Genomic DNA, 23,820 nt, shown 5'->3' on the forward strand with positions numbered 1-23,820 from the left:
CCTGAGCTGATTGAATATTTGTACCATTTATTCGATTTTTAGCATCCTGTATCCGATTCCAATATGTGTTTGAATATATTGGATATCATTTTGGGAAACCTCAAGTTTCTTTCGGAGTGTTGCCATAAAAACGCGCAGGGAAGCAATATCATTTTCAAGGCTGCTGCCCCAGATTTGCTGAGTAATATAGGTGTGTGTTAATACTTTTCCGACATTGCGGGAGAGCAGGCACAGGAGTTTGTATTCAATTGGCGTTAAATGAAGCTCCACACCATTTAGATAGGTGCAGCCGGCCGTATAATCTATTTTTAGCTGACCGTTTATAAAAACAGAGGATTCCTGATTTTCGTCGGATTGAATAATTGCAAGACGGCGCTGGGTAACGCGTATGCGTGCAAGAAGTTCTTCAACGGAAAAAGGTTTCGTAATATAATCATCAGCACCGGCATCAAGGGCTTCTATTTTATCAGCATCCTCACTTCTGGCGCTGATGACAATAATGGGCATATTGGACCATGTCCGGATGTTTTTGATTACATCAACACCTTCCATATCGGGAAGACCAAGATCAAGCAGTACAATATCCGGATTATGGGACGAAGCTTCTAAAATGGCCGAATTTCCGTTTTCGGCGGTCAGATATTTATAGTCGTGTGTTTTTAATGCGGTTACAATCAGATTGCGTACAGGACGGTCATCTTCAACAACCAGAATTAATAATTTATTCATTTAATGTCACCTCGCTTAGTGGTAGTGTAAAAGTAAAAATACAGCCATGTGGTACATTGTCAGTAAGATTAAGTTTTCCATTATGTGCTTCAATAATAGAATGGCAAAGCGCAAGTCCAAGACCAAGACTGCGATGACTGTCAGCAATTGTGTTTTTTCCGGTATAAAACATTTCAAAGATATGCGGTTTTATTGGATCGGGAATACCCGGACCGTTATCCGTTACGCTGATTTGTGCTTCTGCGCTTTTTTTGACGGCATGGATATAAATTGTTGAACCTGCAGGTGTATATTTTACAGCATTGTCAATCAAATTAACAAGAACCTGAATAATAAGGCGCACATCCATACGGGCAAGAATTAATTCATTACAGTCGGCAATGATTTTATGATTGTCGTGTTTCCGGTTAATATGCCGCAGTGATTCTGCAATAACTTCATCTACAAGCTGGTCGGTAAATTTAAATTTTAACCGTCCGTCATTTAATCTTGTAATAGATAACAGGTTTTCTACTACACCAATCAGCCATTCAGAATCGTCATAGATATCCGTGTAAATCTGATGTTTAGTTGACGTATCGAGGCAGGTATCATTGTTTAGCAGCATATCGGCATTGCCATAGATGGAACACAGCGGGGTACGCAGATCATGGGAAATTGCCCGTAAAAGATCGGCACGAAGCTGTTCGTTTTTTGCTAAAATCGCATTTTTTTCTTTTTCTATTGCATTTTGCGAATTTTCCATGGCAAGAGCACATTCGTTAATAACGGAAAGCAGAATACTGTGCTCAAAGGAATCCAGGGAGTCTTTTTTTACGGGAATTCCAATGACACCATACACATTATTTCCGATACGGATTGCAAGATATAGACATTCTGCATCGTTAAAATGACGGGTTGTGGCACCGGCGCGTTTTTTATTCTCATACACCCATTTGGCAATTTCATATTCCTTTTCGGTTAAAATGTCTTCTGCGGGAGTCTCCTTTTTATTAAAAAAAAGCTGCCCCTTTGAGAGTGTGCCTTGCTCTGCGACGTAGGCTGTAATATTGCGGTTGAGCAGCCGGGCAAGCTGTGAGCAGGTAATACTAAGAATCTCTGTACTGCCGGTTGCTTTTTGCAGTAAGCGGTCGGTATCAAATAAAATTTGTGTCCGGAATGCAAGCTGCGCAGAGATCTTTGCATGCGTTTTTAATTTAGCTGCAAGTGTTCCGGTCAGTACAGAGGATATCAGCATAATCAAAAAAGTTACGGGATATCCAACGGCATAAGTCTGAAAAGACATACGTGGTTCGGTCAGGAAGAAACAAAATAGGACCACACTCAAACAAGAACTGCAAATACTACAAAGATATCCGTTTGTTACAATAGAAGTGAGCAGTACGCCAAGGATGTATATTGTAACAATATTTGTATCTGTAAATTTCAGCTTTTGAAACAGCAATCCGATGAGTGTACAGATGGCAAATATGGATATTGTTAAAAAGCAGTCTTTTAAGGATGGTTTGTTGGTATACAGTAAAGGCTGCTTTTTAGGATAAATTTCTGATTTAACAGCATCCGGAATAATATGAATATCAATGTCAGGAGCTGCTTTAATCAACTGCTCTGTGAGTGCGGCCCTGCTGAAAAAATGGCTTCGTTTTGCATTGCTCTGTCCAATAACGATTTTTGTAACATTAGATAGATGTGCGTATTCTGCAATTTGAACAGGAATATTTTCACCATGCGTTGTTACAATTTCTGCACCGAGTTTTTCAGCAAAATGAATATGTTCTTCAAGCCTTTTTTTATCAGATGTATCCGATAATATTCTGTTTTGAACATAAAGCGCGGTAAAACGTGCATGCAGGGCAGCAGCCATTGCTGCTGCGGTATGCACAATTTTTTTATTGGAAGGAGAGGAAGACAGACAGACTAATATGTGTTCTTCTGTCCGGTCTGAACCATTTGTGTATGTCTTATCCATTTATTTCACCACCATTGTCCGATTTGATTTATTATACCATGATATAGAATGATAATCTTCGATTTTTTAAAATTTTATGCTTCAGAAGTTGTTTTACCAATCTTCATGATCATTACCTTCTGTGTTATCATCTTCCATGGCATCATCTTTTTGAAGTTTATCGCGTAAGCTGTTAATAAAGCGGTCGATTTTGGACATAATCCAAAAGCCGACGATAATAAAGATAAAAAGTAAACTGAAAGCAAGAAATATATCTGTCATTAGAACCATCTCCTTACCTATTAAATATGAAAACATTTTTGAATTGCTTTATATTCACCAAGAACTAATAAAGTAATATTATTGGTAAACAAAGTGTTTGTTGAGACAGACATATTAATTTTTCCGTTGCTTTTAACAGCCATAATATTGATATTATATTTTTTACGGATATCCAGTTCACCGACTGTTTTGCCAATCCAGCCGGAAGGAACTTCAACTTCAATAATAGCGTGGGAAGCATCCACCTCCATATAGTCCAGAATGTGATCATCGGTATATCGGATGGATGCCCATTTTGCCACCTGTTTTTCAGGATAAATGACTTTATCTGCACCATTGCGTAAAAGAAATTTTTCCTGGACATCACGTTCGGCACGGGAAATGACTAATTTGGCACCAAGCTCTTTTAACAGTGATGTAGTTTCAAGTGAATTCTGGAAGCTTCCACTGATAGTAACAAAGCAGATATCAAAATTTCCAATGCCAAGTGATTTTAAAAAATCAGGGTTGGTACTGTCGCCAATCTGTGCATTGGTGACAAATGGAAGAATGTCATTGACTCTTTCTTCATTCGTGTCAATAGCCATAATATCATGACCAAGCTGGTTGAGCTGAATTGCAATGTGTCTGCCGAAACGTCCGAGTCCGATAAGTAAAATGTTTTTCATAATAATCCTCATTTCTGAGCGACTTTGTCGTAAAGTTGCGATGAGAAATTCGCGCAGGCGATTTCTCATCTGCAATCATGGCTATTTGTTTTCGCTCAGAAACAAATAGCCGTGTGAAAAATAAGCGCATCAGCGTTATTTTTCACACTATCCTCCTTGTATTATCCGATAGTTATTTTTTCTAAAGGCATTTTTGCATTGTTTCTGTTTTTATTAGACAGAATTGCATAAATTAATGTTAGTCCGCCGACACGCCCGAGATACATAAGAAGAATCAATATAAAACGGGACAGAATGTGCAGCTTTGGAGTAATGCCCAATGTTAGTCCAACGGTACAGACCGCAGATGCAGCTTCATATAAACAGCTTGAAAGAGGAAGTCCTTCGTAAATACTGATTGCAATGCCTCCGGTGAAAAAAAGTATAAAGTACATCATCGTAATGGTTGCTGCATTTTTTATAGCCTGACAGTCAAAGCGGCGTCCAAAGGCACAGACATCTTCTTGGCTGCGGAAAGTTGCAAAAGCATTTAATAACAGAACCGCAAAGGTGGTTGTCTTTATACCTCCGGCAGTAGAGCTTGGAGAACCGCCGATAAACATAAGCAGAATCATAACAGCCTGTGAAGAATCTGTCATGGATGAAATATCGGCTGTATTAAATCCGGCGGTTCTGGGAGTTACGGATTGGAAAAGAGAGAGTATCAGCCTCTTTCCAAACGGTAATTCTTTAAAATTACAAAGAAAGAAAAGTACAGCCGGAAGGATAATTAAAAGAGCTGTTGTTGTAAGGATGATTTTGCTTTGCATGCGGTATCTTTTTATATGAAATTTATGTGTATAGATATCGTCCCAGGTAAAGAAACCGATACCTCCTGCAATAATTAAGAACATAATGATAATATTAATGATATAATTATTGCTGTAGCCTGTAAGAGATGGATAAAGGCAGTCTTGGCTTCCCAAAATATCAAATCCCGCGTTACAAAAAGCGGATATGGAATGAAATACAGACATCCAGAGACCATTTATCCCAAAATCATGAATAAATACGGGCATCATAAGCAAGGCACCTAGAAATTCAATGATAAAAGTTCCTTTTAAAATGAATTTTGTCAAACGGACAATGCCGCCGATTGCCGGTGCTGAAATGGCATTTTGCATGGTGCTGCGCTGCATAAGGGATATTTTTCTGCCGGAAAGCATAAAAACGAATGCGGCAACCGTTACAACACCAAGTCCGCCGGTCTGTATGAGTATTAAAATAATCAGCTGTCCTGCAAAGGACCAGTAGCTGCCGGTGTCCTGTACAACAAGGCCGGTTACGCATACAGCGGATGTGGATGTAAACAGAGCCTCGTTAAAAGGTGTGATTGTCCCGGAGGCAGATGAAATGGGCAGCATTAAAAGCAATGCACCGGCAAAAATAATTCCGGCAAATCCAAGAATGATAAATTGAAAAGATGTAAGGTGTTTTTTTCTATGTGATTTTTCTAACATATATAACAGCTCCTTGTTGAGTTAAATGGTTTTGCAATGATTATTATATAGAATACAGTTTAAAGATGGTGTAAGGGTATTTATCAGAACATTAAGATTGTATAAAGAAAACCTCCGCCGCATCAAATCCATATTCGATGCGGCGGAGGTCTGAAATATAATGAGTATGTTATTTAGTATTCCGTATCCGTGTCATTTCCGGATATTGTATTACCTTCATCGTCTGATGCTGATTCATCTTCTGACAGAATATCTTCCTCATTTTCCTGTTCTTTTTCATATTCTTCCGGAGAAAGAATATGAATCAGTTCGTAGAGCGTGTAGTCATCAACCGTTCCCAGCTTAGTCATGCCGCGGCGGTAGTAAGGCTCAATGGAATCGTAGGTTTCATCGGTGCATACAATAATAACCTTATCAAACGTTTCCATAGGGTCATAGTAAGTGCGGCTTGCGCCCCAGCCAAGAAATGAACCTACGGAAATTCCGTCAATGATATTCAGACGATTTTCCAGAAGCCGTGCGATACGGGCAACTTCGATAATTTCCGAATCGCTGTCACCGATAAAATATACTAAATCACAGTCGGAATGCTCCTGTACATAACCGGTAATTGCGGTACTGGTTTCGTAATTGTTGCGGCTTGTATAATAGTAGTAAAAAACGATGTTGCACAACAGCCAGATGATTGCAATCAAAGCCATGGCAGAAGTAAAAATCAGCGGATTCGGGTGGGCTTTAAGCCATGCCACCAGACCGCCGATGCCGATACCGACAACCAGAAATCCGGATACCACAGGAATTAAGTGGTATCTGAATTCAAAGGTTTCAGAGCCGTAAGTCGTATCGGTTAAAATCAATACGGCAAGATTGACGGCAATAATACAGCATACCATGCCGGCAACCGTCTGTACCGTGGAATCTGTCTGACCGTTTTTTAACAAGCCGGATAGCGGGTGGACTGTCTTTATCGTTGCAATCAGAATAATGACAAACAGCAAAAAAGCCGCCATATGTGACAGATAATGGATACCAAAGGCTGATGTTACGACAATTTTCTGATTTGGCAGTGCGCCGAACAGCTCTGCAATACCGACAATACATTTTGCAAAATTATTGACAAAATTTTCTGCCGTGGTAAGCACCATTTCATTTGTAAAAATGTCAGCACCGTAAATTTTTGCACTGGCATAGCCCAGTCCGTAAATGACAAGGCTTGCAGCGAGCAGAAGCGTGTTTTTGCTCAAAAAATTTTTGAAACTGCCACTGCAGATGACTGTAAACAATTCATATAAAATGATTGGAAGCAGACCGCAAATCAATAGGTACAGACCGCAGGAGAGTGCAGTCAGATACACAGCAGCAAAATAAGTAATCAAAATATGAAGATATCTGCGGACCGGTATCTCAAGTCTGATTTTTAAAAGAATGTCAATCAGCATAATCGGAATCAGCACTTTAATGATGTAATAGGCGGCACCCGTAAACATCATCGGCATATATCCGAGCGGTTCCAAAGAATACGGTGTCAGCAGAAGTACATAAACAATCATGCGTACCAGCTTCGGCAGCTGTAACATTTTAAAAATGTCCCTGAAAATGTAAATGTAGAGCAAAACACCCAGACAGTCAGCAATGCCGTAGGCTAAAAAAATGTTGTGGGTAATCCCGTAAAAAATACTTGCGGGAATAATCACGGAATCGAGTCCAAGTGTAGACTGGTAATCCCAGTGTTTTAAAAAAATGCTTTTCTGATTCCAGATTTCCATTGCCTGCGCCATGGCGGCGGAGGAATCAAAGCCTGCTTCATATTTTAAATGGGTCAGGTTAAAAACAAAAATTAACAGCAGCTGTGCAATGACAAAAATTTCAAAAAAAACAATCCACGGACCGGAGTCTTTGATTTTAGCAATCCATGTTTTCATAAAGTTCCTCATGATAAGTGTACCAGTGTTCCGCCCTTGACTTCTACGATTTGTGTGTTGTTAATGCACAGCCATGCAGAAGCAGCGGACGGATTGTATACAAAGCTGTTGTCTGCGGCAAACTGCAGACGGTCAAAGACTTTGTTGTAATCGACGATTTCAATATTGGTAGCATACCAGATGTCATCGTGGCCGCCCATCATTTCCGCAAATTCTTCCATGATTTCCCAGTTGTTGTTACGGGTAAATTCAAAACTGTGTCCCCATACATACATCATATAGAGATACTGTTTCTTTTTTAACGAAAGAAATGCCTTGCCGAATTCTACCAGATGATGGTTGTGGTGGCAGGTCGGAAGCCACTGCATATAATTTTCAGGCATGCCAAAACCGGTTTCATCGCCTAAAAGAATCGGGCCTTCAGCTTCTTTAGCACCTTTTTGTGCTGCATAGACAGCTGCATATTTATCGGCGGCAACACGACCGTATTCCATGCCGAGGCTGTTTGCAATACGGCAGACCTTTTCATTGCTTGAACCGTTCGGATAAGCCATGCCGCGGATAGGATAGCCCATCGTTTTTTCAAGCTCCATGCGGTTATTTAAAATTTCGTAGACAATTTCATTGTCAGGGCATCTTGCGATTGTCGGGTGGGTGCAGGTATGAACCGCAACCTCATGTCCGGCATATAAATCCTTCCATTCGTCTTTCGGGATACGGATATCCGGCTGGTCAATGCCGGTGTTTAAGTTAAAGGTACCACGCAGACCGTTTTTGTTAAAAATCTCAACAAGACGTCTGTCCTCTAGTTTGCCGTCATCATAGCTGAATGTAAGTACTTTGTGCTTTCCGCCCGGAAATGCTTTATAAATCTTATTCATCGTAACATTATCACCTTTCTTTAAAAACTGTAAACTTCATACAGTATAGCGCAAAACCTGTTATTTGTCGATAAAACAAAACGATTTTATCACCTGATTGAGAAAATATAAGTAATCGGTGCGGCGGATACAGGCATTGGCATAGACAGGTGTAGAAAATAAAAGCGCATCATTGACGTAGACACAGACAGAACCGACAATATCACCGGTAAAGACAGGGGCGGCAATGCTGTCCGGTGTATTAATAACAACGTTGACAAGATCTTCTTTACGCAGCAGCAGACGGCAGGTATCGTGAATGGAAACCGGCAGTTCCTTTTCCAGCCCGTCGGTAACGGTGATGCTTTTCAGAGGAAAGTTTTTACCAATAATTTCTTCATGATTAAAATGTTCTTTCCCCCAGTTTAACAGCGTGCGGCAGTCCTGCCACTTGTAGGTTTTTGAAGGCGGCCAGCCGCAGGCAAGCAGTGCTGCAATAAAGGTTTTGCCGTCATACCGGCAGGCACAGACATAGCAGTAGCCGGCATTGCCGGTAAATCCGGTTTTTCCGGAGAGCACGCCGTCATACATATTTAAAAAGGCATTGGCATTGGAAACACTGTAAGAACCAAACTGATGTTCCTTTGTCTGGGTAATCGCCAGGAACTCTTCATTTTGTATACAGTAGGACATGATAACGGCAAGTTCTTTTGCCGTTGTGGCATGTTCCCCGGTTTCATCAGAGGCATCCAGCCCGTTTGGTGTAATAAAATGAGTCTGTGTACAGCCTAGAGATACGGCTTTTTCATTCATCAGCCCTGTAAATACGGCAACGAGGATTTTGCTTTGCTCGGTTGTGATATTTTGCAGAAAAGAAGTGTCAAATCCGGAAGGAAATGACACAAAGGAGAGGTCTTTTCCGGAAAGTACGTCATACGTATCGGGATAAATGCCGGACTGAACCTGATAAATATAGTAACAGGCAGTATTTTCTGCAATAATAACTGCCGAATCATTGTGGGATTTTAACATCAGCGAATAGAGCAGATCATTTAAGGTAAACGTTTCGCCTTTCTTTGCATTTAACTGGACATCGGGCATGGAAGCGGCATAGGTGCTTGTGGTGCAGGTCATTTCCTTTAAACCGTATTCTAAGGCAATGACACAGCTCATAATCTTTGTGGTGCTTGCCATGGGGGCAGGGGTGTCTTCATTCTTTCCATATAAAACACGTCCCGAATCGCCGTCTAACAATACGGCATATTTTGCATGCAGCTGCAAATCGTCTTCGGCGGCAGAAACACGGACACGGGACGGCAGGAGTGCCGTAATGGAATATGTAAGGGTTGTCAGAAAAAGCACGAGGCAGAGCCATTTTTTCATAGTGCGCTAAAACCTATCTTTTTTAATTAGATTTATGATAAGAATGTGCGAAAAATGCCACCAAAGAAAAGTGGCAAATGCCATAAAAAATAAGTGGCAAATGCCACAAAAATAAGTGGCATATCACAAAAGCTGTCCACATATATTGGGATAAACCAAAAAGAAACAGGCGGGGCGTCTGTAGAATGGAGGGAAAATGACGGACAGAATAAAAGAAATTGAAAATTTACTGCCGGACAGGCTGAAAAACAGTCTGTTTTCAGGGATGTTTGGTTTCCGGGTTACCTATGACGGACTGGAAGAAATCCGTCTGCGGTGTGCACAGCCGCCAGAAATCCGGTTTAAGGGAAAGGATTACCGGACAGACAAAGTAATTATAGCGCCTCAGGATATCCGGCAGTGTCTGGAATATATGAGCCATTATTCCCTCTATGCGTTTCAGGAGGAAATCAGGCAGGGGTATCTGACCGTGCGGGGCGGACACCGGATTGGTGTACTAGGGCATGCCGTGCTGGAAAACGGTATCGTCACCGGACAGACGTCCCTGTCATTTTTAAATATCCGGGTGGCGCATGAAAAAATCGGCTGTGCAGATACGGTTATGGATTTTGTATGCAAAGACGGAGTCCTGAAACATACGCTGATTATTTCGCCGCCCTGCTGCGGTAAGACTACACTTTTGCGGGACATTGTAAGACAGCTTTCACAGGGCAGTGTGATTCCTGCAAAAAAGGTGTGCGTTGTCGATGAACGTTCTGAAATTGCCGCCTGTGTGGACGGGATTCCGCAGAATCATCTGGGAGAGCGTACCGATGTCATCGACTGCTGCCCGAAGGCAGAAGGGATGCTGATGGTAATCCGGGCGATGTCGCCGGATATTGTGGCAGTCGATGAGATTGGCGGAAAAAAAGACATAGAAGCCATTGAGTCAGTAATACACTGCGGCTGTATCGTGATTGGTACGGTGCATGGGGCAGACGTTAAAGAACTGTATCAGAAACCGGAACTGGGTGCGCTGCTAAAACGCGGGGTATTTGGCAGATTGATTGTATTATCCGGCAAAAATGGTGCGGGAACAGTACAGGAATGTCTGGAATTATAAAGGAGGAGTGAGCGATGATAAAGTTATGCGGTGCAGTGTGCATTGTAGCCGGTACAACCTGTTACGGACTGTTTTATGCGTTTCAGAAAAAAAGCAGACTGTGGCGGTTAAAACAGTTTAAGGAATCCCTGCTTTGCCTTAGCGGACAGCTGCGTGTGGCGAGAATGACCATGCCGCAGGCACTGGCACAAATCGGGCAGAAAAGCCGTTATGATTACCTTTCACAGTTTTACATCTTTGTATCGGAAAATCTGGAACAGCATACATACAGCGGATTCTGGGAAACGTGGGCAGCCGGTATTGACAGCTATGTCCGCGATATTTATCTGACAGAAAGTGACAGTGAAATTTTAAAAAATATTGGAAGTATTCCGCTTCATCTGGACATTCAGATGCAGCTTGCCTTTTTGGAAGAAAATATTTCGGAACTGGAGAATCTGATTGAAGAAACACAAAAAGATATCCGCGCCCGGTGCCGCATTTATCAGAGTGCCGGAGTTATAGCAGGACTTGTGATTGTATTAATTTTGATTTAAAGCATCAGACCGATAAGGGGGTGGTTATTTGGAGGTCAGCCTGATCTTTAAAATTGCGGCGGTCGGAATTCTGGTTTCTGTCATCAGTCAGATTTTAAAGCACAGTGGGAGGGAAGAACAGGCGTTCTTAACAAGTCTTGCGGGGCTTCTGCTGGTGTTGTACTGGATTGTGCCGTATATCAGCGATTTATTTGAAGCCATGAAAAAAATGTTTGAATTATAGGCGGGAGAGGCATGGAAGGAATCAAAGTGATTATGGCGGCGTTAGCAGGGGTGTTTCTGGCGGCGGTTTTAAAAAGCGTAAAAAGTGAAATGACGATGCTTGTCGCCGCCGGCGTATCGGTATTGATCCTGTTTTATATTCTGTCGGGACTTTCGGTAATCGTAGAGCAGTTAAAAATGCTACAGGGGTACATCGGAATCAGCGGAAAATATATCGGAATCCTCGTTAAAATGATAGGCATTTCCTATATGACACAGCTTGCTGCAGACATCTGCCGGGACAACGGCCAGACCGCAGTGGCGGGGCAACTGGAGGTGTTTTGCAAGATCACGATTGCCGCACTGGGTATGCCGGTGGTGCTTACATTATTTGAGGTTGTGACAAAATGTATTGGGTAATAAAAGTATCGTATCGGAAAAGAAATGCGGCGGGGGAAAAACGTTTTTTTGGGATCAGGGTATTGGGGGTGATGGCAGCGGTGTGTGTCAGCCTTGCGGCGGCAGGCATGAGGGCAGAACCGGTATCTGCCGCGACCGGTACGCAGATAGTATTGGAAGCGGCGGCAGACACGGTGCAGGAAGCCGGTTACGGCGATTACGATTATTCTGCCATTGACAGGGCAGTCCGGCAAAACAGCGGTTACAGCATTTCTTTTCAGGAAATTATCAATCAGATAACGGGAGAGGACGGTGTCACCGGACAGGGAATTTTTCCGGTACTGAATAAAACATTTTTACAGGTCATAACAGGCAGTAAAACCGCAGTCGTACAGATTATCATACTGGCACTGTTTTCGGCAGCAATCCGCTGTTTCGGTCCGTCTGCATGCAAAGAGCAGATATCCGACACGGCACAGATGATTCTGTCCATATCGCTGACGGCGGTGCTGATTGCTTCGTTTTATACGGCATGCACCATCAGCACCGATACGCTGGAGGGCTGTATCAGCGTATATAAAGCGGTTGTTCCGGTATTCTTTTCAGCGGTTGCCTTTGCATCCGGCAATGTGACGGCGGCAGTTTATTATGAAATTGTATTAATGCTCATTACCACCGTGAATCTGCTGTTTAAAAGTGTGTTAATCAAGGTGGACCAGATTTATATGCTGATTTCCATGGCAGATGCCGTTGCAAAAGAAGAACGTTTTACGAAAGCGGCGGAACTCTGTGTGCAGGTCATGAAATGGTCGGGCAGGACGGCATTGGTTGTTTTTACAGGGCTTGGAGGCTTAAAGGGAATGCTCGTACCGGTATCGGAAACCTATAAAAAGAAAATGCTTTACCGTGCCGTGCAGACACTTCCCGGTGTGGGCAGTTCAATAGAAACGGTTACGCAGACTGTCTGGGGGGCGGCTAAAATTATTAAAAATGGTATCGGTATGGCGGCGGTCATTGCTGTGTTGATTGTCTGTGCAGTTCCTGTTTTAAAGCTGGTACTGATGGCAGTGCTGTTTAAAGTGACAGCGGCAGTAATTGAACCGGTGGCGGATAAAAGGGTGGTAAAGGCAGTCAATGCACTGGGAACGGCAGTCGGAATGCTTCTGATGACGGTACTGGCAGCAGTCAGTTTATTTTTACTGATGCTGGCAATGATTGTGATGATGACGGGATTACAGTAAGAAGGGAAGTGGACAATGGAAGCTGTACTATCGTGGGTAAAACAAATTTTTATTTTGAGTATTTTATCAACGGTTGTCACACATTTGATGCCGTCGGCAAAATATACGAAGTACGCATCGTATATCTGCGGACTGCTGATTGTCATGGTGTGTATACAGCCGCTTGCGGCAGTTTTTCACGGAGGCATTTCACCGGATAAAATTTATGAGTCTGTCATGACCTATAATCAGAGTAACCGGCTAAAGCAGGAACTGACGTACCGGGAAGGGGATTCTGCACAGTCTGTCATGGAAGCCTATGAAAAAGAAACGGCAAAAACCGTGGAAGAATATGTACTGGAAAACGGTTATTACCCTGCAAAAACAACCGTTACGGTGGAGAAAGACAAAGACAGCAAAGACTATGGAAAGATATGCGCTGTATCAGTGGTTTTATCGGAGAAAAAAGAACAGCAGATTTCAGTTGAACAGATTGTTATCGGGGAAAGCACAGAAGAAAAAAAGCAGGAAATATCGCAGGATTACAGTACACTGCGAAATGAACTGGCACAGCTTTTACATATTACAATTTCATGTGTGGAGGTAAAACAGAAGTCCCGGTGAAAACAGGAGGTGAAAAGATTTTATGGCACCGAAAAAATGGAACAGAATTTTTGAAAAAATTCAGAATAAATCCGGCAAAGAGAAAATAACAATAGTAGTACTTACAGGGATTTTACTGCTTGTAATTTCACTTCCGACCGGTTCAAAGTCCGGACAGACAGAAACGAATGAAAATACACAGACCCGGCAGACCGGATTGTCAGAAAGCGCAAAAAGCTACGAAACGGTGTTGGAAGAAAAACTGGAAAAAGCATTAAAAAAAGTAGAGGGGGTCGGAGAAGTCAGTGTAGTCATCACATTAAAAAATACATCAGAAAAAATTATTGCGGCGGATTCGGATTACAGTGAAAGCGTGATCCAGGAAAGCGACAGTGCCGGGGGCGTGCGCAGTACTACACAGCAAAGCGGAAGCACAAGCAATATTTATTACGATACGCAGGAGGGCAGTGAGCCGTATGTCACCAAAGAAAATATGCCGGAGGTGGAGGGCATTGTCATTGTTGCAAAGGGAGGTGGTGACGGAAATGTATGCGCTGATATTACAGCCGCGGCAGAAGCACTGCTTGGAGTACCCGCACATAAAATTAAAGTTTTGAAAATGAATTAAAAATCTGGAGGTTGTTTTGAAAAAGATTAAAAAGAATCAGCTGATTATTACGGCACTGGCAATTATGATAGCTGCGGCAGGCTACATAAATTACACCGGCAATTTATCGGATATTATCACGGTAAATGACACGGTAAGCACACAGGACCCGACGTCCAATCCGGTCGATGAGGTATCCGGCGACATTTTAAGCAACGATGCCGAGCCGGATGAGCAGAGTCTTCAGGAACCGGGCAGTGTGGTACTCACTTCGGGTAACGGTGTGTCTTCAAGTGTGGTTTCGGAAGCAAAGTTAAACCGCGAACAGATCCGTGCAAAAAATAAAGAAACCTTACTGGAAGTTATTAATAATGCCGCACTGACCGAGAGTGCAAAGGCAGAGGCGGTGGCGCAGCTTTCAGCAATTACGGATAATTCGGAAAAAGAAATTGCGGCGGAGCTGCTGCTTGAAGCCAAAGGCTTTTCCGATGCGGCAGTGTCCATTTTAGACGGAAACGTGGATGTTGTCATCAATCAGACACAGCTGACCGATACGCAGAAAGCACAGATTGAAGATATCGTAAAAAGAAAAACAGGAGTGGCGGCAGACAAGATTACAATAAATGTTTGCAATAATCAGAAAAATTGATTATAATATCTAATAAGTACATTTCGATAATTAGGAGGTTTATCTATGACGAAAGAGTTTGAAGATAGAGGAAACACTTATACAATCCGCGAGAACGTAAGCAATATCGGTGAAGTAAGAGTTGCGGATGAGGTTGTGGCAATTATCGCAGGACTTGCTGCAACAGAGATTGAAGGTGTGAAATCTATGGCAGGCAATATTACAAATGAACTGGTAAGCAAGCTGGGTATGAAGAACCTTTCCAAGGGTGTAAAGGTCAATGTCAGTGAGGAAAACGTTTCTGTTGATTTAGCACTCAATATCAGATACGGTTATGAGATTCCGGTTGTATCCAAAAAGGTACAGGAAAAGGTAAAATCTGCAATTGAAACCATGACAGGGCTTGAAGTCAGTGTCGTCAATATTAAGATTGCAGGCGTAGATGTTGAGGCACAGTAAACAGGTGCCGGCGCAGCATGAAAGTGGAAGAATCCGTAAGATATTTTTTTGACATATCGGACGGGTTTTCCATTTTTATGTGCGGATTTCAGACAGATTTTAGGCGATTGTCCGCAGACAGGGCAATGGAAAAGTGTTTACTTGGAATCAATTCTTGTTTGGTTTCAAGATATTTTTTTGTAAAGCTGTTTTACAGCAGAAAGGACAACAATGACAAGATCGGTAATCAGGGAACATATTTTTAAGCTGCTGTTTCGTGTGGAATTTCATGATGCACACGAACTGGACGGACAGATTCGTCTGTATATGAACGGACTTGGAACAATCAGCGAGGCTGACTGCAAATATATTACAGAGAAAACACAGACGATTGCAGCACTGCTTCCTGAAATAGATGAAAAAATTAACAGTGTATCGGAAGGCTGGCCGGTAAACAGACTGGGTAAGGCAGAACTTGCCATTATGCGTCTTGCCGTTTATGAAATGCTGTATGATGAGGATATTCCGGTAAATGTGGCGATTAACGAAGCCGTGGAACTGGCAAAAAATTACGGCGGGGATAATGCACCGTCTTTTGTAAACGGTGTGCTTGCAAAGCTTGCAAAATAGAAAAAAGGCAGCGTCTGCGGAAAGGAGAAAAATATGCCGGGCGTGTATACGGTAACACAGATGAATTCTTACATTAAGAATATGTTCCGGCAGGATTTTGTGCTGAGCAGGATTTCTGTGAAAGGTGAGGTTTCAAACTGTAAGTATCACACTTCCGGGCATATTTACTTTTCCTTAAAGGACGGGCAGGGCGTGATGTCTGCAATTATGTTTGCGGGCAGTGCCAAAAACTTAGAGTTCCGGTTAGAGAACGGCATGCAGGTGATTGTAAGCGGCAGAATTGACGTTTACGAGCGGGACGGAAAATACCAGCTGTATGCCAATGCCATTGAGGCAGACGGACAGGGCGATTTATATAAACAATTTGAAGCGTTAAAGAAAAGCTATGAAGAAATGGGATATTTCAGCCCGGAATATAAACGTCCTATTCCTTCATTTTCACGAAGAATCGGTATTGTAACGGCGGCAACGGGGGCGGCGGTGCATGATATTATGAATATTTCATACCGCAGAAATCCGTATGTGGCGCTGTATCTGTACCCGGCACTGGTGCAGGGAGAGCAGGCGGCAGAAAGCATTGCGGAAGGTATCCGTACACTCGATGAAAAGAATCTGGATGTATTGATTGTCGGCAGAGGCGGCGGTTCCATGGAAGACTTGTGGGCATTTAATGAAGAGCCGGTGATTGAAGCAGTTTTTGCGGCAAAGACACCGGTGATTTCCGCGGTTGGACATGAAACTGATTTTACCATTACCGATTTTGTGGCGGACTTACGCGCACCGACGCCATCTGCGGCAGCAGAGCTGGCAGTCTGTGATATTTCTGCAATTGAAGCGCAGATTGCAGCATATGAAAAGGCATTGTATACGGCGGCAGTGCGTAAGATTTCAGACAGTAAAAATGTACTGGAAAACTACAGACTCCGGCTGGCTGTTTTTAACCCGGTGAGCAGGATTGAGGATGGACGGCAGTATACCATGCAGGCAGAAGAACGGCTGGAGAAAGCACTGTATCAGGTGCTTGCGGCAAAGCGGCATCAGATGGAATTGCTTGCAGCACGCTTAAACGGTGTTTCCCCGCTTGCAAAGCTGGGACAGGGATATGCGTATGTATCCGCAGAGGACGGAACGAGAATCAGAAGCACCGCGGATGTGGCAGAAAAGTCCCTGATGAAAATTTATTTAAAAGACGGATATGTAAAGGCACAGGCATTGGAGGTTACGCATGGCAAAGGCACAGACGCTTGAACAGTCATTTGAAAAGCTCGAACAGATTATAGGAAATCTTGAAAACGGGGATGTTTCGTTAGAGGATTCTTTCAAATTATATAATGAAGGCATGAAACTGATTCAGAACTGCAATCAGCAGCTGGACAAGGTGGAAAAAAAGATTGTGGTACTCAATCAAAAAGAGGGTGACGAAGATGAATTTTAATGAGGAATTAAAGCAGCGTGTAGAGCAGATTAATGCCCTGCTTGCGGCAAAGCTCCCGGCAGAAGAAGGGATGCAGCAGCGCGTGGCGGAGGCGATGAATTACAGTGTCAATGCGGGCGGAAAAAGACTGCGCCCGATGCTTCTTTTGGAGGTGTACAGACTGCTTGGCGGAACGGATGAAAAAATTATGGAACCGTTTATGGCGGCGCTGGAATGTATTCATACGTATTCACTGGTGCATGATGATTTACCGGCAATGGACAATGACGATTACCGCCGCGGCAAATTAACAACCCATAAAAAATTCGGGGAAGACTTTGGTGTGCTGGCGGGAGACGGATTGCTTAATTACGCGTATGAACTGTTGTTTAACGGCATTTCAGAAGTGACGGAACCAGACGATTTAATCCGATGTGTAAAGGCGGCAAAGGTGATTGCATACAAGGCAGGCATTTACGGCATGGTCGGCGGCCAGTCACTGGATGTGTGGCTGACGGACAAGCCGATGAATGAAGCACAGCTTGAATTCATCTTTAATCTAAAGACCGGAGCGCTCATTGAAGCAGCATTTATGGCGGGAGCAATTCTTGCCGGGGCAGATGACCTGACGGTTGAAAAAATGGAAAAAGCCGGCAATCTGATCGGCGTGGCATTCCAGATTCAGGATGATATTTTAGATGTCACAAGCACGCAGGAAGTCCTCGGAAAACCGGTATTAAGTGATGAAAAAAATCATAAAACGACATATGTCACATTATACGGAATGGAAAAGGCCGAAAAAGATGTGGTAGAGATGTCAAATGAAGCACTGCGTCTGATTGAAGAAACCGGGAAAAATGAATTTTTAGATGAACTTGTGCGCAGACTGATTCACAGAGAAAAATAAGCTGTTTGGTGACAGCGGAGGTTCGTATGATACTTGAAAAGATTAACAAGCCCAATGATATTAAGGCACTTGACCCGATTGAATATAACCAGCTGGCAGATGAAATCCGGCAGTTTCTGATTGAAAATATCAGCAAAACGGGCGGACATCTGGCATCCAATCTGGGTGTTGTTGAATTGACGATGGCACTGCATCTGGTATTTAATCTTCCACAGGATAAATTAATCTGGGACGTGGGACATCAGGCATATACCCATAAAATTTTAACGGGCAGAAAAAATCAGTTTGACCAGCTGCGTAAATTCGGCGGCATGAGCGGATTTCCAAAGCGCAATGAAAGTCATTACGATGCATTTGATACGGGACACAGTTCGACTTCAATTTCAGCGGGACTGGGATATGTCAGCGCCCGCGATATCAAAAAAGAGCATTACAGCGTGATTTCTGTTATCGGTGACGGCGCTTTGACCGGCGGCATGGCATATGAAGCGTTAAATAACGCATCGCAGGTAAATGGAAACTTTATTATTGTGTTAAATGATAACAATATGTCAATTTCCAAAAATGTCGGCGGGGTATCCAAAATGCTTGGTGAAATCCGTGCTTCCAACTCCTATTATGATTTAAAGGAAGGGGTTACCAACACATTGTATAAGATGCCTATGGGCAGTGTGATTGTGGACAAGATTAAAAAGACAAAAAGCAATATTAAGCAGCTTATTGTTCCTAATCAGATGTTTGAAGGCATGGGCATTACCTATTTAGGTCCGGTAGATGGTCATGATATTGAAAAACTGATAAAAATTTTTAAGGTGGCTAAGCGGATTGACCATGCCGTGCTGGTACATGTGGTGACCCAGAAAGGCCACGGATACAGACCGGCGGAGCGTAATCCGAGCAAATATCACGGTATTGCACCGTTTGATATTAAGACCGGAAATGTGTTAAAAAACGAGAATGGCAAAAGTTATTCGGAAGTTTTTTCAGAGGCGGTCTGTAAGCTGGCAAAGAAGGATGCAAAGATTGCGGCAATTACGGCGGCGATGCCGGACGGAACGGGTCTTGCCAAGTTTTCACGGTGGTATCCGGAACGCTTTTTTGATGTAGGCATTGCGGAGGCACATGCCGTTACATTTTCGGCAGGACTGGCAGCAGGCGGTTTAAAGCCGGTATTTGCCGTGTATTCATCTTTTCTGCAGCGTGCCTATGACCAGATATTACACGATGTCTGTATCCAGCAGTTACACGTGGTCTTTGCAATTGACCGCGCAGGACTGGTAGGCAGTGATGGAGAAACCCATCAGGGAATATTTGACTTGTCGTATCTGTCAAATATTCCGAATATGACAGTGTTTGCACCGAAAAACGCGTGGGAGCTGGAAGTGGGACTTGAATTCGGACTGGAAGAATATAATGGTCCGTTTGCGCTTAGATATCCGCGTGGAACAGCGGTGACGGCATTTGAAGAATTTAAGCAGCCGATTGTATATGGTGAAGCAGAAGTGATGTATTATGAAAAAGATATTGCCCTGCTTGCGGTCGGCAGCATGGTGGAAACAGCAGACATTGTACGGAAAAATTTAAAAGCACAGGGGTACTCTGTCACGCTGATTAATGCACGTTTTGTAAAGCCGATTGACGAATCGGCGGTATTTAAATGCGGCAGGGAACACAATCTGATTGTAACCATGGAAGAAAATGTGATTTCCGGCGGGTTCGGTGAGAGTGTCTGTCAGCTGGTTTCAGATTTACAGTTACCGGTGCGGGTGTTAAACATTTCACTGCCTGATGATTACATTGAGCATGGCAGCGTTGATATTTTACGCTGTGAAGCCGGAATTGATGCGGAAACCGTAACGGAACGCATTATTTCATTTTATGAAAATATCGTACTTTAGAATGGAGCAGATATGGCAAAAGAACGTTTGGATGTACTGCTGGTATCGCGGGGACTGGCAGAGTCAAGAGAAAAAGCAAAAGCAATTATTATGTCAGGAAATGTCTATGTAGACGGTCAGAAAGAAGACAAGGCAGGCTCGAATTTTCCTGCGGAAGCCGTGATAGAGGTCCGAGGCAATACATTAAAATACGTAAGCCGCGGTGGCTTAAAATTAGAAAAAGCAATGGAAAATTTCGATGTGACACTGGCGGGGAAAATCTGCATGGACGTCGGTTCTTCCACGGGCGGATTTACGGACTGTATGTTACAGAACGGTGCAGTCAAAGTCTATGCGGTTGATGTGGGACACGGACAGCTTGCATGGAAACTGCGCAATGATGAACGTGTGGTCTGCATGGAAAAGACAAATATCCGCTATGTGACACCGGAAGACGTTGCAGATAAAATCAATTTTTCAAGCATTGACGTATCCTTTATTTCACTGACTAAGGTTTTAGGACCGGTTAAGGAACTTTTGTCCGATGACGGACAAATTGTCTGTCTGATTAAGCCACAGTTTGAAGCAGGCAGGGAAAAAGTCGGCAAGCATGGTGTGGTACGTGACAGTGCAGTGCATCTGGAAGTGATTGAAAAAGTGATTGATTTTGCAATATCAATTGGATTTGAAGTGCTCAATCTCGAATTTTCACCGGTAAAAGGACCGGAGGGGAATATTGAATATCTGCTGCATCTGCAGAAACATACAGAGGGCAGTTATCCGGACGTTCCGTTTGAAGCGGCACAGGTTGTAGAAAAAGCACATGCGGCACTCGATTAAGAAACACTGGAGGCGCAGATACGCTGATGAAGAAGTTTTATATTATTACAAATAAGGCTAAAGATGCAGATTACAGTTTTACAAAAGAAATTGAACAGTATCTGCAAAAAAACGGTTCGGTCTGTCTAAGCAGCAATCAGGAGCAGACCGGCGGCGATACGGATTACCGCTATACCGATGCAAGGCAGATTCCGGCAGATACAGAGTGCATTATTGTACTTGGCGGGGACGGAACGCTGATTCAGGCAGCAAGAGATGTCAATAAAACCAATATTCCGCTGCTTGGCGTGAATATCGGGACACTCGGGTATCTGACCGATGCCGACAGAAGCACCGTATATGAAGCGCTGAACTGCTGTATGCAGGATACTTATGAAATTGATACGCGCATGATGCTTTCAGGAACAATTTACCGCGACGGTGAACCGGTTTTTGAAAATACGGCATTAAACGATATTGTAATCAGCCGGTGCGGGACACTGCGTGTCATAGATTTTGATGTACACGTAAACGGCGAATATTTAAATTCCTACAGTGCGGACGGTGTAATTGTATCCACGGCAACAGGTTCCACAGCATACAGTCTGTCAGCGGGTGGTCCGATTATCCAGCCGAATGCACAGATGATGATGATTACACCGATTTGTCCGCATACATTAAACCAGCGCAGCATTATATTCGGCGCGGAAGATGAAATTGTGATTGAAATGAGTGACAATAAGCGTCTTGCAGAAGAACGGATTGCTACATTTGACGGGGAAATATCCCGCAAAGTAATAACCGGGGACAGGATTGTGGTACGCAGGTCAGAGAAGGTATCGCAGTTTATCAAGACCAACAAATTAAGTTTTTTACAGCGTATCCGCAATAAAATGTAAAAAATGTATTTTGCGGCGGGAGGATGGAATAAGTATGAAGTCGGAAAGACAAAATAAGATTATTGAATTAATCACCAAAAACAGTATCGGAACACAGGAGGAACTTGCAGAAGCACTGAAACAGGCCGGTTTCAGCGTGACGCAGGCGACAGTTTCCAGGGATATCCGGGAACTGAATCTTACGAAGACGTCCATAGACGGCAAAAATCAGAAGTATGTTGTCTTTCAGGCGGACAGACAGCATATGAACGACAAATTTATCCGGGTCTTAAAGGAAGGGTTTGTCGGTGCTGATATGGCACAGAATATTCTTGTTATCAAAACGGTTGCCGGAATGGCAATGGCAGTCTGTGCGGCACTTGATGCAATGCAGTGGCATGAAATTGTCGGTACGATTGCAGGGGACGACACGATTATGTGTGCGGTGCGTACGGTTGATGATACCGTAAAATTAATGGAAAAATTGAAAAAAATAGTTCACTCCTGATAAAATATTTGTTATACTAAAGAAAGCAAAACAGTAGGATACAATCCGCAGGGAGTGACATATGTTAGCAAATTTACATGTAAAAAATCTGGCTTTGATTGAGGAAGCAGATATTAATTTTAAGGACGGATTAAACATTCTGACCGGTGAAACCGGTGCCGGTAAATCCATTATTTTAGGGTCTGTCAATCTGGCACTGGGCGGAAAAGCAGTGTCGGATCTGATTCGCAGCGGTGCGGACTATGCACTGACGGAGCTGTCTTTTGACATTGAAAGCGAAGCGGTAAAAGAAAAGCTTACGGCATTCGGTGTCGAGGAATTAGAGGAAGGACAGCTCATTATTTCCAGAAAAATTACGCCCACCCGTTCCCAGATAAAGGTCAACGGTCAGACCTATACGCTCGGACAGGTGCGTGAAATGGCATCGTGGCTCATTGATATTCACGGTCAGCATGATAACCAGCTTTTGTTAAATGAAAGTCATCACATTGACATTCTGGATGCCTATGCAAAGGAGAGTCTTGCAGAGGTCAAAGCGGCATTAAAAGAGGTTTATGCGGCGTATGTAAAGCAGAAACAGGAATTGCAGGCACTTGATACGGACGAGGAAAGCAGAAACCGCGAGATTTCATTTATTGAATTTGAAGTATCCGAGATTGAGTCGGCGCAGTTATCCGAAGGTGAAGATACACAGCTGGAAGCCGATTATCAGAAAATGCTGCACGCACAGAAGATTATGGAAGAAATGGCGGTTGTCGAGCAGAATCTCGTATCGGGACAGGACAATGTCAGTGATAAGCTGGGACAGGCAGTGCGGGCATTAAACAGCGCGGCGGTATATGATGACCGGCTTAGCGGACTGTGTGCGACACTGGCGGACGTGGAAAGTCTTTTATCCGATGCGGCACGCATGACGGCGGACTATGTGGAAGATGCGGCATTTGATGCGGAAACCTTTCAGCAGGTACAGCAAAGATTGGATTTTATCAATTCCTTGAAGATGAAGTACGGTCAGACCACCGCTGAGATTCTTGCCTATGCCGAAAGCAGAAAAGAACGGCTGGAGCAGCTGCAAAGCCATGATGAATTGATTGCAAAGTTAAAACGGGAACTGGCTGAAAAAGAAAAACGGCTTTCCGGTTTATCGGCACAGCTTTCGGATTTAAGAAAAGCGGCGGCGCAGAAGCTGTGCGCACAAATCCGTGCAGCATTACAGGACTTGAATTTTGCCGATGTGCGGTTTGAAGCGGTCTTTGAGCAGACGGGGCATTTTTCGGCAAACGGAACGGACAATATGTATTTTGTGATTGCAGCCAATCCGGGTGAAGCCTTAAAGCCATTGTCAAAAGTGGCTTCCGGTGGTGAACTGTCCCGTATTATGCTGGCAATCCGTACCGTAACAGCCAATCAGGACGATATCGGCACGCTCATTTTTGATGAAATTGATGCCGGAATCAGTGGCAGAACGGCACAGCGGGTTGCAGAAAAGTTATGCACGCTGTCGCAGAAACGACAGGTAATCTGCATTACGCATCTGCCACAGATTGCTGCAATGGCAGATGTGCATTTTATGATTGAAAAAGCGGTGCAGGACAATAAAACAGTTACATCCATTTACCGGCTTTTGGATACGCAGTGCGTGGAAGAGCTGGCAAGGCTGCTTGGCGGCAGTACCATTACGGAAGCGGTACGTGCCAATGCACAGGAATTGTGCCATCAGGCGGCAGCTTATAAAAATAAATAACCATAAAAAACCTATATT

Annotated in this window: 26 protein-coding genes; 18 read left to right on the forward strand and 8 right to left on the reverse strand. The window is 43.5% G+C overall.

Going from position 1 to position 23,820, the window contains the following annotated elements; translation table 11 throughout:
* Window positions 1-27: 27 nt before the first annotated feature.
* The 8 genes from WMO37_RS03880 to WMO37_RS03915 all read right to left on the reverse strand — a co-directional run bounded on the left by WMO37_RS03880 (window position 28) and on the right by WMO37_RS03915 (window position 9,291).
* Complete coding sequence (locus WMO37_RS03880) at window positions 28-729, reverse strand: response regulator (RefSeq protein WP_022432204.1); 702 nt, start codon at window positions 727-729, stop codon at window positions 28-30.
* Window positions 722-2,698, reverse strand: coding sequence for an ATP-binding protein (locus tag WMO37_RS03885; protein WP_227089374.1), 1,977 nt, complete (start codon window positions 2,696-2,698; stop codon window positions 722-724). Before WMO37_RS03885 ends, WMO37_RS03880 begins: the two co-directional genes overlap by 8 nt.
* A 93-nt stretch (window positions 2,699-2,791) precedes the next feature.
* Window positions 2,792-2,959 carry a hypothetical protein gene (locus WMO37_RS03890; RefSeq protein WP_349154348.1) on the reverse strand — a complete coding sequence of 56 codons (168 nt, stop codon included), beginning with the start codon at window positions 2,957-2,959 and terminating at the stop codon, window positions 2,792-2,794.
* A gap of 20 nt (window positions 2,960-2,979) precedes the next feature.
* Window positions 2,980-3,627 (reverse strand): potassium channel family protein, encoded by a 648-nt coding sequence (locus WMO37_RS03895; RefSeq protein ID WP_022432201.1) that lies wholly within the window; start codon window positions 3,625-3,627, stop codon window positions 2,980-2,982.
* Between the two features lie 161 nt (window positions 3,628-3,788).
* The gene (locus tag WMO37_RS03900) at window positions 3,789-5,126 is read right to left on the reverse strand and encodes a TrkH family potassium uptake protein (protein ID WP_349154349.1); all 1,338 of its coding nucleotides are present in this window, start codon (window positions 5,124-5,126) and stop codon (window positions 3,789-3,791) included.
* Between the two features lie 173 nt (window positions 5,127-5,299).
* Window positions 5,300-7,048 (reverse strand): hypothetical protein, encoded by a 1,749-nt coding sequence (locus tag WMO37_RS03905; RefSeq protein WP_349154350.1) that lies wholly within the window; start codon window positions 7,046-7,048, stop codon window positions 5,300-5,302.
* 8 nt (window positions 7,049-7,056) lie between these two features.
* Complete coding sequence (locus WMO37_RS03910) at window positions 7,057-7,929, reverse strand: polysaccharide deacetylase family protein (RefSeq protein ID WP_227089379.1); 873 nt, start codon at window positions 7,927-7,929, stop codon at window positions 7,057-7,059.
* Between the two features lie 60 nt (window positions 7,930-7,989).
* The gene (locus tag WMO37_RS03915) at window positions 7,990-9,291 is read right to left on the reverse strand and encodes a D-alanyl-D-alanine carboxypeptidase family protein (RefSeq protein ID WP_349154351.1); all 1,302 of its coding nucleotides are present in this window, start codon (window positions 9,289-9,291) and stop codon (window positions 7,990-7,992) included.
* A 196-nt stretch (window positions 9,292-9,487) separates the two neighbouring features.
* On the opposite strand from WMO37_RS03915, the gene spoIIIAA reads away from it, so the two are divergent.
* From spoIIIAA to recN, 18 genes are all read left to right on the forward strand, one after another.
* On the forward strand, window positions 9,488-10,393 hold the full coding sequence (spoIIIAA, locus tag WMO37_RS03920; protein WP_022432196.1) for a stage III sporulation protein AA: 906 nt from the start codon (window positions 9,488-9,490) through the stop codon (window positions 10,391-10,393).
* 14 nt (window positions 10,394-10,407) lie between these two features.
* The gene (locus WMO37_RS03925; protein WP_022432195.1) at window positions 10,408-10,929 is read left to right on the forward strand and encodes a stage III sporulation protein AB; all 522 of its coding nucleotides are present in this window, start codon (window positions 10,408-10,410) and stop codon (window positions 10,927-10,929) included.
* A 28-nt stretch (window positions 10,930-10,957) separates the two neighbouring features.
* Entirely contained in the window at window positions 10,958-11,152 is a 195-nt protein-coding gene (gene spoIIIAC / locus WMO37_RS03930) for a stage III sporulation protein AC (RefSeq protein WP_227089382.1), read from the forward strand.
* Between the two features lie 11 nt (window positions 11,153-11,163).
* Complete coding sequence (locus WMO37_RS03935; RefSeq protein ID WP_022432193.1) at window positions 11,164-11,550, forward strand: SpoIIIAC/SpoIIIAD family protein; 387 nt, start codon at window positions 11,164-11,166, stop codon at window positions 11,548-11,550.
* The gene (locus WMO37_RS03940) at window positions 11,538-12,770 is read left to right on the forward strand and encodes a stage III sporulation protein AE (protein ID WP_349154352.1); all 1,233 of its coding nucleotides are present in this window, start codon (window positions 11,538-11,540) and stop codon (window positions 12,768-12,770) included. Before WMO37_RS03935 ends, WMO37_RS03940 begins: the two co-directional genes overlap by 13 nt.
* Before the next feature lie 15 nt (window positions 12,771-12,785).
* On the forward strand, window positions 12,786-13,373 hold the full coding sequence (locus WMO37_RS03945; protein ID WP_022432191.1) for a stage III sporulation protein AF: 588 nt from the start codon (window positions 12,786-12,788) through the stop codon (window positions 13,371-13,373).
* A gap of 22 nt (window positions 13,374-13,395) precedes the next feature.
* Complete coding sequence (locus tag WMO37_RS03950; RefSeq protein WP_022432190.1) at window positions 13,396-13,980, forward strand: SpoIIIAG-related protein; 585 nt, start codon at window positions 13,396-13,398, stop codon at window positions 13,978-13,980.
* 16 nt (window positions 13,981-13,996) lie between these two features.
* Complete coding sequence (locus WMO37_RS03955) at window positions 13,997-14,608, forward strand: SpoIIIAH-like family protein (protein ID WP_022432189.1); 612 nt, start codon at window positions 13,997-13,999, stop codon at window positions 14,606-14,608.
* A gap of 45 nt (window positions 14,609-14,653) precedes the next feature.
* Window positions 14,654-15,046: an Asp23/Gls24 family envelope stress response protein gene (locus tag WMO37_RS03960; protein ID WP_022432188.1), complete on the forward strand. Its 393-nt coding sequence runs from the start codon at window positions 14,654-14,656 to the stop codon at window positions 15,044-15,046.
* Window positions 15,047-15,256: 210 nt separating this feature from the next.
* On the forward strand, window positions 15,257-15,655 hold the full coding sequence (gene nusB / locus WMO37_RS03965) for a transcription antitermination factor NusB (RefSeq protein WP_022432187.1): 399 nt from the start codon (window positions 15,257-15,259) through the stop codon (window positions 15,653-15,655).
* A gap of 33 nt (window positions 15,656-15,688) precedes the next feature.
* The gene (gene xseA / locus WMO37_RS03970; protein WP_022432186.1) at window positions 15,689-16,903 is read left to right on the forward strand and encodes an exodeoxyribonuclease VII large subunit; all 1,215 of its coding nucleotides are present in this window, start codon (window positions 15,689-15,691) and stop codon (window positions 16,901-16,903) included.
* Window positions 16,881-17,090, forward strand: a complete 210-nt coding sequence (gene xseB, locus WMO37_RS03975; protein ID WP_022432185.1) for an exodeoxyribonuclease VII small subunit — start codon at window positions 16,881-16,883, stop codon at window positions 17,088-17,090. Before xseA ends, xseB begins: the two co-directional genes overlap by 23 nt.
* Entirely contained in the window at window positions 17,080-17,976 is an 897-nt protein-coding gene (locus WMO37_RS03980; protein ID WP_022432184.1) for a polyprenyl synthetase family protein, read from the forward strand. Before xseB ends, WMO37_RS03980 begins: the two co-directional genes overlap by 11 nt.
* A 26-nt stretch (window positions 17,977-18,002) precedes the next feature.
* Window positions 18,003-19,874, forward strand: coding sequence for a 1-deoxy-D-xylulose-5-phosphate synthase (dxs, locus tag WMO37_RS03985; RefSeq protein WP_349154353.1), 1,872 nt, complete (start codon window positions 18,003-18,005; stop codon window positions 19,872-19,874).
* Window positions 19,875-19,886: 12 nt separating this feature from the next.
* Window positions 19,887-20,693, forward strand: a complete 807-nt coding sequence (locus WMO37_RS03990) for a TlyA family RNA methyltransferase (protein ID WP_022432182.1) — start codon at window positions 19,887-19,889, stop codon at window positions 20,691-20,693.
* Window positions 20,694-20,719: 26 nt separating this feature from the next.
* The gene (locus tag WMO37_RS03995) at window positions 20,720-21,571 is read left to right on the forward strand and encodes an NAD(+)/NADH kinase (protein WP_349154354.1); all 852 of its coding nucleotides are present in this window, start codon (window positions 20,720-20,722) and stop codon (window positions 21,569-21,571) included.
* Window positions 21,572-21,605: 34 nt separating this feature from the next.
* Window positions 21,606-22,058, forward strand: a complete 453-nt coding sequence (gene argR / locus WMO37_RS04000; RefSeq protein WP_022432180.1) for an arginine repressor — start codon at window positions 21,606-21,608, stop codon at window positions 22,056-22,058.
* 61 nt (window positions 22,059-22,119) lie between these two features.
* Entirely contained in the window at window positions 22,120-23,802 is a 1,683-nt protein-coding gene (gene recN, locus WMO37_RS04005) for a DNA repair protein RecN (protein WP_227089389.1), read from the forward strand.
* Window positions 23,803-23,820 lie beyond the last annotated feature (18 nt).

Origin of the sequence: Lachnospira intestinalis (genome assembly GCF_040095895.1) — a bacterium.
Lineage (GTDB): Bacteria > Bacillota > Clostridia > Lachnospirales > Lachnospiraceae > Lachnospira > Lachnospira intestinalis.

What these genes read in the sequence shown, in the direction of transcription:
- WMO37_RS03880 (WP_022432204.1), bottom strand. Translation starts at nt 729, where the DNA reads ATGAATAAATTATTAATTCTGGTTGTTGAAGATGACCGTCCTGTACGC.
- WMO37_RS03885 (WP_227089374.1), bottom strand. Translation starts at nt 2,698, where the DNA reads ATGGATAAGACATACACAAATGGTTCAGACCGGACAGAAGAACACATA.
- WMO37_RS03890 (WP_349154348.1), bottom strand. Translation starts at nt 2,959, where the DNA reads ATGACAGATATATTTCTTGCTTTCAGTTTACTTTTTATCTTTATTATC.
- WMO37_RS03895 (WP_022432201.1), bottom strand. Translation starts at nt 3,627, where the DNA reads ATGAAAAACATTTTACTTATCGGACTCGGACGTTTCGGCAGACACATT.
- WMO37_RS03900 (WP_349154349.1), bottom strand. Translation starts at nt 5,126, where the DNA reads ATGTTAGAAAAATCACATAGAAAAAAACACCTTACATCTTTTCAATTT.
- WMO37_RS03905 (WP_349154350.1), bottom strand. Translation starts at nt 7,048, where the DNA reads ATGAAAACATGGATTGCTAAAATCAAAGACTCCGGTCCGTGGATTGTT.
- WMO37_RS03910 (WP_227089379.1), bottom strand. Translation starts at nt 7,929, where the DNA reads ATGAATAAGATTTATAAAGCATTTCCGGGCGGAAAGCACAAAGTACTT.
- WMO37_RS03915 (WP_349154351.1), bottom strand. Translation starts at nt 9,291, where the DNA reads ATGAAAAAATGGCTCTGCCTCGTGCTTTTTCTGACAACCCTTACATAT.
- spoIIIAA (WP_022432196.1), top strand. Translation starts at nt 9,488, where the DNA reads ATGACGGACAGAATAAAAGAAATTGAAAATTTACTGCCGGACAGGCTG.
- WMO37_RS03925 (WP_022432195.1), top strand. Translation starts at nt 10,408, where the DNA reads ATGATAAAGTTATGCGGTGCAGTGTGCATTGTAGCCGGTACAACCTGT.
- WMO37_RS03935 (WP_022432193.1), top strand. Translation starts at nt 11,164, where the DNA reads ATGGAAGGAATCAAAGTGATTATGGCGGCGTTAGCAGGGGTGTTTCTG.
- WMO37_RS03940 (WP_349154352.1), top strand. Translation starts at nt 11,538, where the DNA reads ATGTATTGGGTAATAAAAGTATCGTATCGGAAAAGAAATGCGGCGGGG.
- WMO37_RS03945 (WP_022432191.1), top strand. Translation starts at nt 12,786, where the DNA reads ATGGAAGCTGTACTATCGTGGGTAAAACAAATTTTTATTTTGAGTATT.
- WMO37_RS03950 (WP_022432190.1), top strand. Translation starts at nt 13,396, where the DNA reads ATGGCACCGAAAAAATGGAACAGAATTTTTGAAAAAATTCAGAATAAA.
- WMO37_RS03960 (WP_022432188.1), top strand. Translation starts at nt 14,654, where the DNA reads ATGACGAAAGAGTTTGAAGATAGAGGAAACACTTATACAATCCGCGAG.
- nusB (WP_022432187.1), top strand. Translation starts at nt 15,257, where the DNA reads ATGACAAGATCGGTAATCAGGGAACATATTTTTAAGCTGCTGTTTCGT.
- xseA (WP_022432186.1), top strand. Translation starts at nt 15,689, where the DNA reads ATGCCGGGCGTGTATACGGTAACACAGATGAATTCTTACATTAAGAAT.
- xseB (WP_022432185.1), top strand. Translation starts at nt 16,881, where the DNA reads ATGGCAAAGGCACAGACGCTTGAACAGTCATTTGAAAAGCTCGAACAG.
- WMO37_RS03980 (WP_022432184.1), top strand. Translation starts at nt 17,080, where the DNA reads ATGAATTTTAATGAGGAATTAAAGCAGCGTGTAGAGCAGATTAATGCC.
- dxs (WP_349154353.1), top strand. Translation starts at nt 18,003, where the DNA reads ATGATACTTGAAAAGATTAACAAGCCCAATGATATTAAGGCACTTGAC.
- WMO37_RS03990 (WP_022432182.1), top strand. Translation starts at nt 19,887, where the DNA reads ATGGCAAAAGAACGTTTGGATGTACTGCTGGTATCGCGGGGACTGGCA.
- WMO37_RS03995 (WP_349154354.1), top strand. Translation starts at nt 20,720, where the DNA reads ATGAAGAAGTTTTATATTATTACAAATAAGGCTAAAGATGCAGATTAC.
- argR (WP_022432180.1), top strand. Translation starts at nt 21,606, where the DNA reads ATGAAGTCGGAAAGACAAAATAAGATTATTGAATTAATCACCAAAAAC.
- recN (WP_227089389.1), top strand. Translation starts at nt 22,120, where the DNA reads ATGTTAGCAAATTTACATGTAAAAAATCTGGCTTTGATTGAGGAAGCA.